This window comes from Cellvibrio sp. 25HG11W-0, assembly GCF_057815475.1.
Map to the genome: position 1 here is coordinate 1954727 of NZ_CM174230.1, position 17547 is coordinate 1972273.

A 17547-nucleotide genomic window follows, 5' to 3' on the forward strand; every position below is an offset into this window, starting at 1 on the left:
CTTTGTCTTATTGGTAGGGTTGCCTTACCAATTTTTCTGCTGTATGTTATCTATTCAGGGGTTCTTTGGCTGTAAATTGAGGCTGATGAACCTATTCTTGAAGATCATTTTTATGCAACCCAGCCCACTAGGGTGATCCTCTAGATAGGGTTGGCTGGCTGAGTATTGTTTATGAATTCTGCAACCCATGTACCCAACAGCCCTACCACGCTCAAAAAGCGTAAACCTATGGTGATCGCGAATTGGAAGTTGAATGGCGGTATAGATTTAATCTGCACCTCGGTGGCGTCTTTTATTGGCAAGCATTTTGATATTCAGATTGCGCTGTGCCCACCCTATATTTATATGCGCGACATGCTCACGTTTTTGCAGCATTCGGAAATTAAAATTGGCAGCCAAAATGTGAGTAAGTTTGAGTCGGGTGCTTACACCGGTGAGACCTCGGCGCAAATGTTGAAGCAGGCGGGTTGCTCACTTTGTTTAATTGGTCACTCGGAGCGCCGCGCGATGTTCCGCGAGAATAATCTCAGCTGTAATATCAAGGTGCAAACGGCGCTCAATCACGGCTTGTTGCCCGTGCTTTGCATTGGTGAGAACCAAGAGGAGCGCGAAGCGAGTATTACGAAGGATGTGATTTTTCGTCAGCTGAGCGAAGGCCTAGAAGGTATAGATTTAACCGCGAAAGATTTGTGTATTGCCTATGAACCCGTGTGGGCGATTGGTACCGGTTTGGCCGCATCGCCTGCAGAAGCCCAAGAAGTGCATCAATTTATTCGCCGTGAATTGGCCGCGCTTTACGATGAGCCCACGGCCCAGCGTTTGCGTTTGCTCTACGGCGGCAGCGTGAATAAAACCAATGCGACTGAGTTGTTGGGCCAAGAAGATATCGACGGGCTTTTGGTGGGCGGTGCGAGTTTAGACCCAGGCCACTTTTTGGCGATTTGCCAACAGGCCTCGGTGCTGGCGGTTCAGCCCAGCCTTGTGCCCTCGTTGTAGTAGCGAGTGAATAAGTTAACGACACCCAGTGACAGTAAAAAAATTAGATTGATATTTTGACAGGATTTTATAATGAGCTCGTTAGTAAACCAAGTTGCTCCCGGTGTAGCCACCGGTGACCAGGTGCAAGCCCTGTTTCGTTACGCTAAAGAACATGGCTTTGCGTATCCCGCTGTGAATGTGGTGGGCACCAATTCTATTAACGCCACCTTAGAGGCAGCGCACGCCGTTAATTCACCGGTTATTGTGCAGCTGTCCCACGGCGGTTCGGCGTTTTTTTTAGGCAAGGGCTTAACGTTAACCGGCCAAGAAAATTCCGTGCTGGGCGCGGTGGCCGCGGCTAAGTATGTACATACAGTCGCTGAAGCCTACGGTGTTCCCGTTATTTTGCACACGGATCACGCCGCGAAAAAATTACTGCCCTGGATCGATGGCTTACTGGATGCGGGCGAAGTGTTTTTTGCGCAAACCGGCAAGCCACTGTTCAGCTCGCACATGTTGGATTTGTCTGAAGAGCCGCTCGCGGAAAATATTGAAATATGTGCCGCCTACTTAGCGCGCATGAGCAAAATCGGCATGACCTTAGAGATAGAACTGGGTTGCACCGGCGGCGAAGAAGATGGCGTCGATAACACCGGTATGGACAGCTCTGCGCTCTACACCCAGCCGGAAGATGTCGCCTACGCCTATGAAACGCTCAGCGCCATCAGCGACAAGTTCACCATTGCCGCTTCTTTCGGCAATGTGCACGGCGTGTATAAGCCCGGCAATGTAAAACTTACGCCCGCAATTTTAAAAAATTCGCAAACCTATGTGAGTGAAAAATTTAATCTGCCTGCAAATAGTTTGGATTTTGTCTTTCACGGTGGCTCGGGCTCCGACCCGGTGGAAATTGCCGAGGCAATTGGCTATGGCGTGATCAAAATGAATATAGATACCGACACCCAATGGGCCGCATGGCAGGGCGTGATGGACTACTACAAAGCGCATCAAGCCTACTTGCAAGCGCAAATCGGCAACCCTGAGGGCGACGACAAGCCCAACAAAAAATACTACGACCCACGCGTGTGGCTGCGCAAAGTGGAGGAGGGCATAGTGCAGCGTTTGCAACAGTCTTTTGCGGATTTGAATTGTGTAAATCAATACCGCTAGTATTTTATTAATAGCGCGCAGCCTTATAAAAGGCGCGCGGCTTTTTTCCCCCTGCGCGTAAGGCCTACACCGAGATTTATGTTATGCACTACTCCATTCCATCACACCAGCCGCCAGTGTTAACTGCTGCCGACAACAACAATAGCGCCCATGGCATTGTTACTCATTGCGCAGTTACTCATGGGCATACGCGCTTCACGCTCGGGCATTCTCCTATGCAAACTATCTATACTGATTTACACCATGACAAAGTGGAACCGGCATTAGTATCCGTTATTAGCAGCCTTACCCAGGTTGCCAAAGATATCGCACTCTGCGTGCGTCAAGGTGCCTTGGCGGGCATACTCGGTTCAGCGCAGCGCGAAAATGTGCAGGGCGAAACACAAAAAAAATTAGATGTCATCGCCAACGATTTAATCAAAACCGCGCTGTTACAAAATTCAGCGGTGCGCGCGCTCGCCTCGGAAGAGGAAGAGCAAGTGGTTGCCGCTACTGCAGGTGCACCCTATGTCGTCGCCTTTGATCCTCTCGACGGCTCATCAAACATCGACATCAATGGGCAAATTGGCACCATCTTCACGGTCTACCCCGCACTGTCGCAATTGGCAGCGGATAGCCCCGCGCATTTTTATCAGCAGGGTAAACAACAAGTGTGCGCGGGCTATGTACTCTATGGCGCCGCAACCTTGCTCGTTATTAGCACGGGCGGCGCAACGCGCTGCTATACCCTTGACAGCCAAAGCAATGAATTTGTACTCACCAATGGCAAGTTAGCCGTACCGCAATGCACGCAAGAATTTTCTATCAACATGTCTAACCAACGTTTCTGGGGTGGCAACATGCAGCGCTACATCGCCGATCTATTGCAAGGCGAATCGGGCGCGCGTGGCTTGCGCTACAACATGCGCTGGAATGCGGCCATGGTGGGCGATGTGCACCGCGTACTCACGCGCGGCGGAATCTTTATGTACCCCAGCGATAACCGCAATGCCAAGCAACCGGCCAAGTTGCGTTTGCTCTACGAAGCCAACCCCATGGCCATGCTCATCGAAAATGCCGGTGGCAAAGCCTGCAGTGAAGCGCAGGATGAAATCCAACGCATTCTCGATATAGAGCCCCAATCGCTTCACCAGCGCGTGCCCGTTATTTTAGGCTCGGCCAATGAGGTGAAGGTGTGCGTTACTTACTTACTGCGTGAACCGCTGGTGAAAAAAGGTTGTTCGGATAATGAAATAGATGTAGTTGAATGATGAAATTTAATAGCGATTTTACTCGCTATTTGGCAAGAATATTTGTGAATTAAAAACCCTCATGATTTTATCTGAGGGTTTTTTTATGGTGCGCCGAGCATGGCGACATTCTAGGAGGTGAAAGTCCTCTGTGCGCCTCGTCGAGGAGGAAGCACTAGCCTATGCAAGGGTGTCCATCGTGAGGTGGAATCTGAAGGAGTTGTAGCGCAGCGGAAACCATGAGCGAAGCGAAAGTGACCGAAGGGAACGGTAACCAAATGGCAAAGCAAGGTGATGACGAACAGACAAAAGCGAAGTGTTGAACAGCTTTAGCTGGCCCGAAGGGTAGGAGCGAAGCGAGGTATAAATCAGATAGTTAGGCTGTTACAGCGGGGTAACTTGGCCATAGACAAATAACCCTAACCTCGACCGGACGTGTGTAGCAGTAGATCTGGCGTTGCCCTGTGAAAGATTGTCGTCTTACCTCGGGAGATCTTGTTGTGTGTTTCGCGAGAAACTAATTCGCCAGTGATGGCGAATGATGCGTAACAAGAAGTCAGCAGACGGCATAGTAGTCGCTTGAAGTACAAGAGTGACGAAGGCCTGAACTGGAAGTAACAAGAAGCAGTGAATCCACTCTCTGGGTTGTGGAGCGGCAGCAAAGGGTGAAAAAAAATGAAGCGAGTAGTTTTTTCTCACCGCTCGTTTGTGTTGGGTAACGGCGGCACCGAAACTCGATGCAATCAAGAGCAGCAAGCAACACAGGCGAAACGAAAACACGAGTCTTGATAATGAGTAATGGACTGATGGACGCAATCTGCGCCCCATCAAACTTAAACAACGCATTCAAACAAGTCAAACGCAACAAAGGCGCAGCAGGTGTGGATCGGTTAACGATTGAAGCCACTGAACACTGGTTGCGTTCACACAACAATGCCCGTGAGTTTCGCCAACAACTGCTCGACGGAAGCTATCACCCGCAAATGATACGCGGCGTGAAAATTCCCAAGGCAGATGGCAGCGAAAGACAATTGGGCATACCCACGGTACTCGACCGCTGGATACAGCAGGCGATAGCGCAAGTATTAACGCCGCTCTATGAGCCGCAATTCTCGAATTCCAGCTATGGATTTCGCCCGAGGCGCAGCGCGCATGACGCGTTAAAACAAGCGAGTGCCTACGTGAAAAGCGGAAAAGTCTATGTGGTGGATGTGGGCTTGGAGAAATATTTTGATAGCGTCAATCATGATCGGTTGATGTCGCGCTTATCGAAAGCAATAAACGATAAGCATGTACTGACATTGATCCGTCGCTATTTAACGGCAGACTTGTTACAAAACGGACTGGTAGAGCAACGACAAAAGGGTACACCGCAGGGCGGTCCCTTGTCGCCTCTGCTATCCAATATTGTATTGGACGAACTGGATAAAGAACTTGAACAACGCGGTCACTTATTCTGTCGCTACGCAGATGATTGCAATATTTATGTCAGCAGTCAGGCAGCAGCAGAGCGGGTCATGACCAGCGTCAAAGGTTTTATCGAAAGCAAACTCAAACTCAAGGTCAACGATCTTAAAAGTGCCTGCGCGTTGGTGAGTGAGCGGCAGTTTCTGGGTTACCGCATTCACAAGAGTGGTGATTTGGCGCTACCGCCGAAAACACAAATGCGGATGAAACGACGAGTGAGGGAGCTGACGTACCGAAACCGGGGGCGCGCGTTCGAGCAGGTTATTTCGGAGTTGAATCAATTCTTGAGGGGATGACTGCACTATTTTCGCTTGGCGAGATTAAGCACAAAATTGCAAAGTCTGGACGAATGGATCAGGCGGCGATTGCGGTATTATCGACTCAAGCAACGCAAGCGAAGCTACAGCATTGCAAGTTGGATTATTAGCTTGGGTGTGAAAGCAACTCTGGCGTGGCAGCTGGCCATGTCCTCGAAAGGTTGGTGGCGACTATCGAGAAATCCAGTGATTAATCAAGCGCTGTCGAATGCATGGTTTAAGGAGCAAGGCTGTACAGCTTGCGAGAGAATTACGCGTTATTAAATTTACCACCAGAACCGCCGTATGCGACCAACGCATGTACGGTGGTGTGAGAGGACGGAGGCCGTGAGGCCTCCTCCTACTCGATTTAGTGCTACAAGTTACAGGTTAGAACTTGTATTTTGCTTGCAGTACGAAGGTTTTGCCGTCGTAGTGAGTTGCACGTGGTTGTAGCTCTGTATCTTGGTATTCTTCATACAAAGTATCAGTTAGATTGTAGGCTTTAAAGCTCAATGTTAAGTCGTCTGTAACATTGTAATAGGCGGACATGTCCAAACGTCCTGCTGCTTTTACACTCTTGTCTCCGGCGCCGTTAAATCCAGTGCCAACACCTGCAATAGTATTGGTGCTTTCTAAATCATATTCGGTTCTATAGTTGTAAGAGAAACGAATACCAGCTGCACCTTGCTCGTAATAGACAATAATGTTGGTGGTTCCTTCAGAGATGCCCACAATTTTATTGGTAGTTAGCTCATCATCATTTTGACTGATTCTTGAGTAGTTAACCACACCGCCAAAACCGTCCCATGGGTAAGGCAAGAAATTCAGATTCTGTTGAATCGAAAGTTCTGCGCCGCTCAGGGTTGAAGTTTCTCTAGAATTTTGCAGTTGATTGATTGTGACAACTTTTGTTTGGCCAGCTGGAGCACCTGCTGTTGTATCTGGAGTTGTACACACGCCGTTGGAGAAGGTGAGTGGACCAACTTCATCGGACGTAACACCATATTTACCTAATACGGAGTTGGTGCAGAAGCTTTGGTCTTTAAAGTAACCATCAATATTCTTGCGAAACAGTGCCAAGGTAACTGAACTGCCTTCACGGTTATACCATTCCAAAGAAAGGTCAAAAGATTCTGCTTGCAGTGGCTCCAACTGGGCGCCAGATAGACGCACGTCAATTGTACCGGTTGCGCCATCAATCTCTTTTACGGTGGTAAGCGGGCTTACGGTTGCAATGTTAGGGCGCACAATAGTTTGGTTGTAAGCTAAGCGCAGTTTTAAGTCTTCCAGTAAGTCAAACGAGGCATTTACGCTTGGTAATAAGAAACTGTAGTCATCTTTATTTTGAGCAGGAGTGGAAGTGATTACAGAACCTTTAGTCGCAAACAGAAGCCCGCTTGAAGTTACATCTGAGGTAATCCAGCGAACACCTGCATTCACCGCAACGGGAACATTACCCATATCAAATTTGAAATCTGACATTGCATAAAGTGCGGTGGTATCAATATCGGCTTGGTACTCAGGGAAACTGTTTTGTTGGCCTGCACGTTGAACCATTCCTGTTTGAGGTACTATCAGGGCCGTTTCACCATTTAATGGCGCTACAGAAGCTAAATCGATAGTGGCAGTTAACTTAGGCAATAACTGGTCAACATTAATTGCAAACCATCCTGCATCTGGGCCGGCAAAACCAGGGGCTTCGCCACCAAAGAAACTGTTTGCACCATTGGCGGTATAGTGCGGAGCTTCTTTTACCGAGTCGTTGTAAAGTCCGGTGCTGAAATCAATACCAGCAGGGGAGTTTCTTAAGTTAGTAAAGTCTTGAGATTCGGTAGAGATTCTGGCACCGAACTGAATGCTTTCAAGTGGGCCCATCTCCAACAAATATTTACCATTGGCTTCAACGGCATTATTGTCTAGCTCAAGCTTACGATATGAGCCTGTCATGGTGGTACGGATTAGGTTGGGCGATTCAGAGGCAACATCGGCACTTGTTGAAAGCTCATTTTTGGAAACCCAAACGCGATCGAGATTCAATGCGTCAACTGCACTTTGGCCAGTTCCTGTTAGGGTGGTTTGATAGTTGCCTATGTCGCCACGCCCGGTAGAGAGCGAGCCGCTAATACCATTGGTTTTTCCGGCGCCATTTACACGGTATGTTGGCGAGAAGAAGACTTCGCTCTGGATGCTTTCTGAAGATGAAATGCTCGCTTTGGCATCAAGTGTCAAGCGATCAAGTTCCCAGACTGCATCAATTATATGTGCGGTAGATTCTTCCCCTAAATCATAAATACGTGATGTAGCACCGTACTGTACATTTTCAAAAGAAATATCGCTTACACTGTAAAGTTTGCCACCTGAAGTAGCATCTTTACCGGTTGCGAAAGGTGCAGTTAATGGGGTGATTCTTGTGTTGGTGGTACGAGGACGTAGATCAAGCTCTTGCTGGGTATTGTCGCTCATGTCTCTGTTGGTGTACATCAGGTTGTAGCCCAATTTTACTTCGTCAGTTGCTTGCCATTCAAGACCACCAGAGAAGGAGGTGCGAGTACCTTCACTGATTTCAGAGCTTTGACGCAATTCGCCGGGAATTTGCACTGTGTCATTGGCGTTCAGGCCATTGGCTGCTTTCCACGCGTCTAAAGTTTCGCCGTTAGCGCCCATGAAGTTCTTGGTGGTTAGGTCGTTGTACTGATTAATTTTAATCGTATCGCGGCGGAAACTTTGATCCGACGTTGCAAAAGTAGCTGTTGCTGCTAATGTGTCTTGAATGAGGTGTTTTGATGCACTCAGCACAATTTCTGGATCGTTAGACTCTTCTAAGTCTTCGTAACGATTTGCAACTGAGATTACATATTTGCCATCGGGCTTTTTAAGTGCGCCACCAACAGCCTGATTGATAGTGCCAGAAATACCGCCCTCAATCATGTTGGCGGTGGTGGTCTTTATAACTTGAATGCCACTAAAGACTGCAGGGTCATATGCGCCGAGCGGTGATGGTGCACCAAAAGGACTTGACTCTAGGTTATTAACACGAGTTGGCGCCGCTATTTGCTGGCCGTTTACGGTGGTCATCACAAAGCCAGAAGGCAGGCCGCGCAGGTTGATACTAGATTCGCGTCTTTCGCCTTCGCGGTTAAGCTGTACACCAGCTACGGCTTGCAGGGCTTCACCCATGTCGAGTGCTGGTAGTGAACCGATGTCGTCAGCAGATATGCCATCAACAATATTTGATGCGTTGCGCTTAATGTCCAACGCATTTTGCAGGTTGCGCTGAAATTGGCCGGTTACTAATACTTCTTCAAGTTGAGCGCCATTATCTTGCGCTTGAGCGCTGCTCATAGTCACTGCAATCAGCGCGCTGAGCAACGTTTTGGAGAATAATGGATGTGATAGATTTTCTGTGTGTTTTGTCATTATGTTTGCCCTTGAGTGTTACTGATTCATTATTGATGTCTTCTTCTCGGTCATTTCGCATACAAAGGTTAGGCCTTGAGTATGCGATGAGCCACTATCTTCAAATATAAATGTATTGCTGTCAAGTGGCCTTACCAGTTTATTTTATAATAAATAACATTAGATTTAATCAAAGGTGTAGGTCACCTTTTAGCTTATTTCGGCCATGGTGAGATGGTCCATATCGTCAAATTGTTGGTTTTCGCCACCCATGGCCCAAATAAAGCTATAGCTTGAGGTGCCGGCACCACTGTGAATAGACCAGCTGGGAGAAGCTATGGCATCACCTGCTTTCAGCACGAGGCTGCGGGTTTCTTCTGGTTTTCCCATTAAATGAAATACGCGATTGTCCGCGTCTATATCGAAGTACATATAAACTTCTGTGCGGCGTTTATGGGTATGGGGAGGTTTAGTATTCCAAATATTTCCTTCTGCCAGCTCAGTAATTCCCATGACTAACTGGCAGCTGTCTACGACGCCAGGGCAAATAGATTGATAGATTGTGCGTGTGTTGCATGCAGCTTGAGTCCCCATGGCGAGGGCGTTAGCTTGTTCTTTAGGAACGTGTTTGGTAGATGTGACGCGGTGGGCGGGGTAGCTTACAAAGTAAAACTTAGCGGGGTTGCTGGCATCATCGCTCAGGAATGACACGTCTTTGCTGCCACGGGCGACATAGAGACTGTCTTTATTGTTCATGGTGTAGATTTGTCCATCGACACTTACTTTACCGGGGCTGCCGATATTAATAATTCCCAGCTCACGGCGTTCGCAAAAATAGGCGGCGGCGAGTTCTTTATGAGTGGGTAATAGCAGTGTTTCTGTTGTGGGTACGGCGCTGCCAACGACTGCTCTGTCGACATCGGTATAGGTTAGGCTAAGTTCACCGGTTTGAAAAAGGTCACTAATAATGAAAGTGTCTTTAAGTTCGGCATTGGTCATGCGCTGGTAGCGAATGGGGTCGGCGGTGTAGAGCATTTTCATAAAATGTATCTCGTAGTTTGTGAATAAAATTCTGAATAAGTTAAGCGCTCGGAATGGACAGGGCGCTGCAAGTAAAAAACTAATTCCATCAACTTGATGGATGTGTTGGCTGCTGGGCTTAGATCTGCGCGGTTGAATGTACTTATTGCTAATAAAAATATTTTTACATTTAGATTAACTCGCGGTTTGTTTGCGCAGATCAGTGGGATAAATTTTTTTAGATAGCGAGTCAATGAGTCGTGTGAAACCTTTTTAGTTAGCGCTAGTAAATGTATGGGTTTCAAGAGTGGTGCACTTAGGTTGAACTACAGCGCTCACAGCCTCTTGCTGTGGGCGCTTTAGCTACAGATCAGATAATTTTTTGGATTGTTTTGACTGTCTTTTAAGGCTCTCAGTGTTTTTGCTGATTTATGCTTACATTTATAGGGGTGTTGAGCTCAATGCGGGTCTTTTCAAGATAGTCATAAAAAGCCTCTTGAGTGGTTATGCTCTGCGCTTCACCCTGCCAGCGCGCGCCAAAATAATAATCGGCAGTGGTTTTCATCTTGAGTATGGCAAGTTCATTAAACTCATCAGAAGTGATGAGCTGTAAATCTCTATGGCGAAAGAAAACCACCATGCCCAGTGCATCCTCCGCAAGGCTTTGTTTGCCAAAGGTGGCGAGATAGTTCCATTCACTATTAGCTGTAATATTTTCCAGCTTGGCGACACCGTGCTTGACTATGCCTATAGCTAATGACCCCATTGCTGCACTACTGGTCACTTGGGTGTGGGTTAGGTTTGAGTGTGCATCAATAGAAAATTTACGTGAGAAATCAAGTGTTTTTTTACCCAGCTTCCAGCCGGACTGGGTGACCTTCGCACCTGATTGAAGCGGGCCATTGTCGAGGGTTACACTGAGATTACTGAGGTTGTTTGGATGCTGCACCTTGCCATCTAACCAGCCCGCTGCACCGCCCATGCCCAGCGAAGGGCCCACTTTTAAAATGTCCATGCCCCAGTCACTGAGGGTGTGGTAATCGCCCTTATCTAGCCCGACTTGATCTAAAACGAGATTGGGGATTCGCTTGCCAAAAATATCGATCAAGCCGCGTTCGTCAAAATAAAATCTATAGGCAACGCGGTCAGATTCCCAGCCAAAGCCTTCATATTTATAGAGCTTATCGCCAATTTTATGGCTTGGCGGCAAGGTCATGCTACTCATAGGATAGTAGGCACCGCCACTGTTAATACCCTCTGCGCTGATAACACCTCCAAGACGCATACCCATTTCTGCTTGGGTGAGTGGGGGGTATGTGAGTGCCAGTTGGCCTGAGATTGGAGCGGTAACTTTAATTTCGACGCTGGCATTAGGTGCGTAGTCGGCTATTACTAATAAAGTATCGAGTACTCCATCGTTATTGATATCTACTTTTTGATTGGCAACATATTGGTTGTTGATTTCAGTTAGATACTGTTTTTGAGGTGTGTCCTGAGCCAACAGCTTCAGAGGAATCAGCGTGGTTGCGCCTAGACGCTCGGTGCTGAGTGAGTTTTCTGCTTTTATATAGGTGGTTTTTTCTACAGTGGCTGCCGAGTTGGCTTGAGCATTATGGGCCAGGTGTAGGGCGCAGACGGCTAGCAGTGATATGCAGGTTTTATTCTTCATTCTGGTATCTCTTGGCTGGTGACTCTGGGATGAAATGAATTTATAGACTTTGTAGTTTGTGCAATATACTATAGGATAATTGGTAATGCCACATTACCACTTTGATTATTTGTACGCTATTCTATATTTACACTGAACGATTTCTTCACTTCGTTTGTTTTGGCAGTTGAGTGCAAGTAAGAAAGTTTCTACAGACTTTAAAAAATGAGGGCGGAGTATGACGTTAAAGAATTTAATTTTAGTAGCAATTGGCTGCACTGTTTTAAGTGCCGTCAACTTTGTTGCCGCTGAGAGTGAGGCGGTTGTGTACTCTACGGACGCTTGGCTTGAACCCGTTGCCTATAAAGTACCGGGAACAAAGGCACAAAAGTTTAGTGCTGGATTGAGTCGTGAAAAAATTGCTGCGATCGCTAATCAGGTTGCCGATTGGCAATTAAGTCGTTATGACATTCGCTCTAATCAAATGCGCCCAGAAGAGCGTGCCAGTGCTATTCCTCAAGGCTGGATTTACGCCACCTTTAATATAGGTCTTTTAACCTGGGGCGAAACACGTCAAGACCAAGCGTATATTCAAGCAGTGCGCAATATTTCTGCGATTAATGATTGGCGGCTTGGGCCACGTTTTTATCATGCGGATGATCATGCTATGGGGCAGGTTTATATGGACCTTTACCAACGCTATGGAAATAAACACATGATTGCCAATTTGCAGGAAACTTTTGATTGGGTTTTGCAGCACCCGAGTAATCGCGATTTAGCATTTGAAGCACCCGAAATGGAGTTGATGAATACTGCAAATAGAAAATTTGAAGATCCTTGGTGTACTCAGCGTTGGTGTTGGGCGGATGCCATTTTCATGTCACCGCCAGTCTGGGCGCAATTAAGTAAAATCACAGGCGATAAACGTTATCTAGAATTTATGGATAAAGAATTTTGGGTCACGACGAATTATCTCTATAACAAAGAAGAGCATCTCTATTTACGCGATAGTCGTTACTTTTCTAAGCGCGACAGCAATGGGCAGGCTATTTATTGGGGACGTGGTAATGGCTGGGTACTGGCGGGTATAGCGCGCATTATTCCTAATTTACCCGAAGATTTCGCTAAGCGAGAAGATTACATAAAATTATTTACTGACATGAGTCAACACATACGCGCTGCTCAAAGTAAAGATGGCAGTTGGCCTTCATCGCTCTTGGATACCTCGGCAAAGCCTGTTGCAGAATCAAGTGGTACGGGGTTGCTCGTATTTGGCTTGGCGTGGGGCGTCAATAATGGTTATTTAGATCGCGCTACCTATTTACCTGTTATTGAAAAAGCGTGGGCTTCACTTGTGCGCAGTACCGATAAAACTGGAAAGTTGGGCTGGGTTCAACAGGTAGCCTTTGCCCCAGGCAGCGCTACTAAAAATGATACTGAACTTTATGGTACGGGTGCATTTCTGCTCGCAGCATCTGAAGTTTATAAACTGGTAGATGCTAAATAATGACGCGTTTTTTTGAGTCAATAAAATATTATCAATGTGAGTGAAATAATGAGCGATAACTTTTTGAGTAACTTGTTTGGCCTAACTGGAAAAGTAGCCATAGTAACAGGCGCTAGCCGCGGGCTTGGTCAGGCTATGGCATTGGGGCTCGCACAAGCAGGTGCCAGTGTTGTGGCGGTGGGATCAAAAATTGAAAATCTGCAAGAAACTATGCAGCAATTGCAAGCGATGAGTGTGCCCTGTTTAGCTCTTGCTTGTGATCAGCGCGAACCTACGCAAATAACTCAAGTACTCGATGCAGTAATGGCAGAGTTTGGACGGGTCGATATATTAATTAATAATGCGGGCACTATTCGCCGTGCTCCAGCTGCTGAATTTTCTGACGAAGATTGGCATGAAGTTATTGAAACTAATTTGAATGGAGTGTTTCGCTTTTGCCGAGCAGCGGGAAAAGTGATGTTAGCGCAAGGTAGTGGGAAAATCATCAATATAGCATCGCTGCTAAGTTTTTCAGGTGGCATTACCGTTCCTGCCTATGCCGCGAGTAAAGGTGGTGTGGCTCAGTTGACTAAAGCGCTTGCGAATGAATGGGCGTCCAGTAACCTGCAAATTAACGCAATTGCGCCAGGGTATTTTAATACGGATAACACCACCAATATTCGTAAAGACGAAGCACGCTTTGCCAGTATTAGTGCGCGCATTCCCGCCGTGCGTTGGGGGGGCCCAGAGGATCTCGTCGGTGCGGCAATATTTTTGTCGAGCCCTGCAGCTAACTATGTGAATGGTCATGTGATGCTAGTGGATGGCGGTTGGATGGCACGTTAAGGTTTATCTTCTAATCGATCCTCAGAATACAGCCTATTCATTATGAAAGTAATTAATGGGCTGTGGGACTAATTGCTAGAGTGGTTAATTAGGCACTCGTTAATAGCCATGAATTTATTTTATTAAAATATGAGTGCAAAATAAATAATGAGGAATAAATAGATGCTAACGTCGTTAAGAATTTCACTCCTAATGCTTTTGTTGACTTCAGTGGCACAGGCAACGCCTGTTAGTGCTAAAAATACCACAATTCGCTTGGATTACACACAGCTATTAAGTGCACGCAATAACTTTAATAAGGGTAAAAAACCCTATGTGAGTGGAGTTAATCAACTTGATGCGCAGGCCGCTAAGCTGCTAAATATTAAGCCGCTTACCATAGTTAATAAAACAGTACTGCCCGCGAGCGGTAACCCACATGATTACTTTAGTTTTGCCCCTTATTGGTGGCCTAATCCTAAAACGGCTGATGGTATGCCTTGGATTCAATTGGATGGAAAAATTAATCCGGCATCGCGGGATAGCCAATCTGATAAGGTTGCATTGAATGAGCTAGTAAATAGTACCCAAGTTTTAAGCTCAGCTTATTTCTTTACGCAAAAAAAACTTTATGCGACTAAAGCTGCAGAGTTAATTCGGGTTTGGTTTCTTGATGAGGCAACTAAAATGAATCCTCATTTAAACTATGCGCAAGCTATTCCCGGTAGTTTCGATGGGCGTGGAATCGGTATTATCGATAGTCGTTTACTCTATAGAATTGTTGACAGTATTCGTTTGCTTGATACTGCAAGTGTATTTACGCCGAAGGAGATGGCTGGATTGCAGAAATGGTTTGCAGATTATGTCGATTGGTTGGTGCAGAGCTCTTTAGGGCAGGATGAACGCAAGGCGCTCAATAATCATGGTACTTTCTATGATCTGCAAGTGGTGGCTTTCGCTCTTTTTGCGGGGCGTGAAGATATTGCGCGCGCTACACTTGAGCAAACAAAAAAGCGTATTACCGAGCAATTTGATACCGAAGGTAAACAATGGCGCGAGTTGGAACGTACCCGTCCATTTCACTACAGCGTATTTAATTTACAAGCCTTTTTTGGCTTAGCAAAAATGGCAAAAGATCTAAATGTAGACCTTTGGAATTATCCTACGGCGCAGGATGCTCGCATTAAAGCTGGAATGAACTATGTGCTAGCACGTATGGAAAAAGAAACCAACTGGGGCGGCACAGAAGAGCCTGAGATAGCTCAGGATATCATTGTTCCTATGTTGTTAGAGTATGCAAATGTCTACGGCGTAAATCATATGAAGTTAGTAGATAAGCTTAAGCCGATAAAAAAACTTCAGTCGATTGATCAGATTGCATTGGGCCATCCCCAGTGGTTGCAATGTAGTTTGTTGTTCTCCAATGCCAATATTGAGTCATTAAACTTGACTTCCTCTGGCGATCTTAAGCCTTGTTTCTATTAATACATATTCATTGTAATGCAGTCACTCAGTGGCTGCAAAGGTACCTCTATGTACACTTATTTATTTGCTATCAATACGGGGAAGAGTCGCCGTTGTTTGATTACTTTTTTATTGATCTCTGCACTATTAACTCTATTGCTTATTACAGGTTGTACAGCATTAAAAAATAGCTCCACCAAACATTTACAAACTGCGGACGTTGTGAAAACACAATTATTTAATGATGATTGGCGTTATTGGCAGAATAACACTCCTGACATTGAGGCGGCGGCTGTAAATGCTGACTGGCAAACAATTAGTCTACCGCATACTTGGAATGCAACTGATACCGTTGATGCTCTTCCGGGCTATAGACGTAATGCGAGTTGGTATAAAAAGATCTTTGAGGCTGCACCGACCTTTCGACAAATGTTGTATTTCGAAGGCGCTAACATGGAGACACAAGTTTATGTTAATGGCCGTTTGGCGGGCACCAATACTGGTGGGTTCATCGGTTTCACAATTGACTTAACCCCTTATTTAAAACGCGGCCAGAAGAATGTTCTTTTGGTGCGTGTCAGTAATGCGTACAACCCCAATTTAATACCCTCTCAAAAAGCAGATTTTTTTATTCATGGCGGTATTATTCGCGATGTGTGGTTAAAAACATTGCCGAATACTTTTGTAGATAACTTAACTATAGATACCCCTCAAGTCTCTCATGCCAGTGCCAGCACCCAAATTTCTTTCACGCTCAATCAACTTCGTGTTAACAATGATACCTTCAATGTGAAAGCACAATTAATCGCACCGGATGGTGCTGTTGTGCAAGAAAGAAACGCAAATATCGCCGCTCCCATTATGGCTGAACAAACGATAGTGTTTGATGTAATTGCATCGCCCAAGCTTTGGTCGGTCGATTCTCCCAACCTTTACCAAGTTAAATTGCAATTACTGGATTCGCAGGGTGCGGTGCAGCATGAGCTTAGCGATAAGTTTGGCTATCGCTGGTTTGAAATGCGTTCACATCAGGGCTTTTTTATAAATGGCGAGCGACTATTAATTCGCGGCACTCATCGCCATGAAGAAACGGCAGGATTGGGCGCCGCCTTGCCAAATAGTATTCATCGTCGCGACATGCAAATGATTAAAGATATGGGTGCAAACTTCGTGCGGCTCGCGCATTATCCACAAGACCCTGAGGTTTATCGCGCTGCTGATGAGCTGGGGCTTATTTTGTGGGATGAGTTACCTTGGTGCCGTGGGGGTAAGGGTGGTGAGGAGTGGGAGAGAAATACGGAAAGCTATTTGCGTCGTCAAATTGCGCAAAATCGCAATCACCCTAGCATTGCGTTTTGGTCACTCGGCAATGAAATGAATTGGGAAGAAGATTTTCCCGGTGGTGGGGCAGACGTGGCCGTAACTGATTACGTGAAAAAATTGAATGGCATAGTGAAGCAACTCGATTCAAGTCGCATGACAACACTGCGAAAATTTTATCCTGCCGCTAAGATTGTGGATGCATTTTCGCCTTCTATTTGGGCTGGTTGGTACGGTGGCGCTTACGGGCAATACGATGAGGCTATTAGTTTGGCCATGAAAAGCTATCCGGCATTTGTGCATATGGAATATGGTGGTTCTAGTCATGTCGGGCGTCATTCAGAAGCGCCAATAGGTGCAGAGGGTATTCAGGATGCGCAGGTTTCTGTGACTGAAGCTATGAATCAAGCCGTAGTGAAAAGTGTAGCCAAAGATAGTGATTGGAATGAAAATTACATAGTTAATTTATTTGATTGGCATCTTCATATTTCTGAAGGAAAAGCGGGCTTTGGTGGTAATGCACAGTGGGCATTCAAAGATTTTGCTACGCCCACGCGACCAGAGAATCCCATTCCATACGTCAATCAAAAAGGTTTAGTGGATCGTGCTGGTAACCCTAAGGATGCCTATTATGTTTTTGCGAGTTATTGGTCTAAAAAGCCCTTCTGCTATTTGGAATCTAAAACCTGGACTCACCGCGAAGGGCCAAGCAAGTGGCGTGAGCTTAAGGCATTTTGTAATACCAAAACAGCAGAGTTATTTTTAAATGGAAAAAGTTTAGGTGTTAAAACACGTGATCCCAAACAATTTCCTGCTGGTGGCTTGGTGTGGAGCGTTCCGTTTGCTAATGGTCTCAATACATTAAAAGTTGTTGGCCGTACACCGGATGTGACGGTTGAGGATAATCTTGAGATTACTTATTTAATTGGCCATCACGGTCCACTTTCTGAAGTAAAATTATCGGCAAGGCCCATCGAAAATAAACGTTATTTAATAGAAGCCGAAGCCTTGGACAAGGATGGTAATAGAGTGCTGGACTTTTCTGAACGTGCTTATTTTTTCAATATGGGAGAGTCAGGGCGATTGTTAGAAAATCAAGGTACCCCGCACGGCAGCAGCACTATCGAGATGGCCAATGGCTACGCAGCAATTGAATTTGAAGCGGGTGATGGAGCAGCGGCTATAGAATTCCGAACTCAGAATGTTAAAGGTGTGTTTTTAACAATTGAGTAGCCATAAGAGCTA

The 17547-nt window shown here is 46.1% G+C and carries 12 protein-coding genes; 9 read left to right on the plus strand and 3 right to left on the minus strand.

From position 1 onward, the window contains the following. Nucleotides 1-171: 171 nt before the first annotated feature. From tpiA to AC0KUT_RS08075, 5 genes are all read left to right on the plus strand, one after another. Complete coding sequence (gene tpiA / locus AC0KUT_RS08055) at nt 172-996, plus strand: triose-phosphate isomerase (RefSeq protein ID WP_488834360.1); 825 nt, start codon at nt 172-174, stop codon at nt 994-996. Between the two features lie 72 nt (nt 997-1068). Then, complete coding sequence (gene fbaA, locus AC0KUT_RS08060; RefSeq protein ID WP_488834950.1) at nt 1069-2148, plus strand: class II fructose-bisphosphate aldolase; 1080 nt, start codon at nt 1069-1071, stop codon at nt 2146-2148. Nucleotides 2149-2363: 215 nt separating this feature from the next. Further along, complete coding sequence (locus tag AC0KUT_RS08065) at nt 2364-3398, plus strand: class 1 fructose-bisphosphatase (protein WP_488835680.1); 1035 nt, start codon at nt 2364-2366, stop codon at nt 3396-3398. Between the two features lie 770 nt (nt 3399-4168). Further along, nucleotides 4169-5140 (plus strand): group II intron reverse transcriptase/maturase, encoded by a 972-nt coding sequence (gene ltrA / locus AC0KUT_RS08070; RefSeq protein ID WP_488834952.1) that lies wholly within the window; start codon nt 4169-4171, stop codon nt 5138-5140. Then, nucleotides 5137-5271, plus strand: a complete 135-nt coding sequence (locus AC0KUT_RS08075; protein ID WP_488830101.1) for a hypothetical protein — start codon at nt 5137-5139, stop codon at nt 5269-5271. The genes ltrA and AC0KUT_RS08075 overlap by 4 nt, the downstream gene beginning before the upstream one ends. Before the next feature lie 259 nt (nt 5272-5530). Here the strand turns inward: AC0KUT_RS08075 and AC0KUT_RS08080 are convergent, their stop codons facing one another. From AC0KUT_RS08080 to AC0KUT_RS08090, 3 genes are all read right to left on the minus strand, one after another. Next, on the minus strand, nt 5531-8560 hold the full coding sequence (locus AC0KUT_RS08080) for a TonB-dependent receptor (protein ID WP_488834954.1): 3030 nt from the start codon (nt 8558-8560) through the stop codon (nt 5531-5533). Between the two features lie 189 nt (nt 8561-8749). Continuing rightward, on the minus strand, nt 8750-9580 hold the full coding sequence (gene kduI, locus AC0KUT_RS08085) for a 5-dehydro-4-deoxy-D-glucuronate isomerase (protein WP_488834956.1): 831 nt from the start codon (nt 9578-9580) through the stop codon (nt 8750-8752). A gap of 391 nt (nt 9581-9971) precedes the next feature. Next, nucleotides 9972-11228, minus strand: coding sequence for a DUF4861 domain-containing protein (locus AC0KUT_RS08090; protein WP_488834957.1), 1257 nt, complete (start codon nt 11226-11228; stop codon nt 9972-9974). Between the two features lie 217 nt (nt 11229-11445). Between AC0KUT_RS08090 and AC0KUT_RS08095 the strand changes: the two genes are divergently transcribed. The 4 genes from AC0KUT_RS08095 to AC0KUT_RS08110 all read left to right on the plus strand — a co-directional run bounded on the left by AC0KUT_RS08095 (nt 11446) and on the right by AC0KUT_RS08110 (nt 17535). Continuing rightward, complete coding sequence (locus AC0KUT_RS08095; RefSeq protein WP_488834959.1) at nt 11446-12714, plus strand: glycoside hydrolase family 88/105 protein; 1269 nt, start codon at nt 11446-11448, stop codon at nt 12712-12714. Nucleotides 12715-12762: 48 nt separating this feature from the next. Then, nucleotides 12763-13539, plus strand: a complete 777-nt coding sequence (locus AC0KUT_RS08100; protein ID WP_488834960.1) for an SDR family NAD(P)-dependent oxidoreductase — start codon at nt 12763-12765, stop codon at nt 13537-13539. Between the two features lie 162 nt (nt 13540-13701). After that, nucleotides 13702-15003: an alginate lyase family protein gene (locus tag AC0KUT_RS08105; protein ID WP_488834961.1), complete on the plus strand. Its 1302-nt coding sequence runs from the start codon at nt 13702-13704 to the stop codon at nt 15001-15003. Nucleotides 15004-15051: 48 nt separating this feature from the next. Continuing rightward, nucleotides 15052-17535, plus strand: a complete 2484-nt coding sequence (locus tag AC0KUT_RS08110) for a glycoside hydrolase family 2 protein (protein WP_488834963.1) — start codon at nt 15052-15054, stop codon at nt 17533-17535. Nucleotides 17536-17547: the final 12 nt, after the last annotated feature.

Coding starts and splice junctions, on each gene's coding strand:
- tpiA (WP_488834360.1), top strand. CDS start 172: ATGAATTCTGCAACCCATGTACCCAACAGCCCTACCACGCTCAAAAAG.
- fbaA (WP_488834950.1), top strand. CDS start 1,069: ATGAGCTCGTTAGTAAACCAAGTTGCTCCCGGTGTAGCCACCGGTGAC.
- AC0KUT_RS08065 (WP_488835680.1), top strand. CDS start 2,364: ATGCAAACTATCTATACTGATTTACACCATGACAAAGTGGAACCGGCA.
- ltrA (WP_488834952.1), top strand. CDS start 4,169: ATGAGTAATGGACTGATGGACGCAATCTGCGCCCCATCAAACTTAAAC.
- AC0KUT_RS08075 (WP_488830101.1), top strand. CDS start 5,137: ATGACTGCACTATTTTCGCTTGGCGAGATTAAGCACAAAATTGCAAAG.
- AC0KUT_RS08080 (WP_488834954.1), bottom strand. CDS start 8,560: ATGACAAAACACACAGAAAATCTATCACATCCATTATTCTCCAAAACG.
- kduI (WP_488834956.1), bottom strand. CDS start 9,580: ATGAAAATGCTCTACACCGCCGACCCCATTCGCTACCAGCGCATGACC.
- AC0KUT_RS08090 (WP_488834957.1), bottom strand. CDS start 11,228: ATGAAGAATAAAACCTGCATATCACTGCTAGCCGTCTGCGCCCTACAC.
- AC0KUT_RS08095 (WP_488834959.1), top strand. CDS start 11,446: ATGACGTTAAAGAATTTAATTTTAGTAGCAATTGGCTGCACTGTTTTA.
- AC0KUT_RS08100 (WP_488834960.1), top strand. CDS start 12,763: ATGAGCGATAACTTTTTGAGTAACTTGTTTGGCCTAACTGGAAAAGTA.
- AC0KUT_RS08105 (WP_488834961.1), top strand. CDS start 13,702: ATGCTAACGTCGTTAAGAATTTCACTCCTAATGCTTTTGTTGACTTCA.
- AC0KUT_RS08110 (WP_488834963.1), top strand. CDS start 15,052: ATGTACACTTATTTATTTGCTATCAATACGGGGAAGAGTCGCCGTTGT.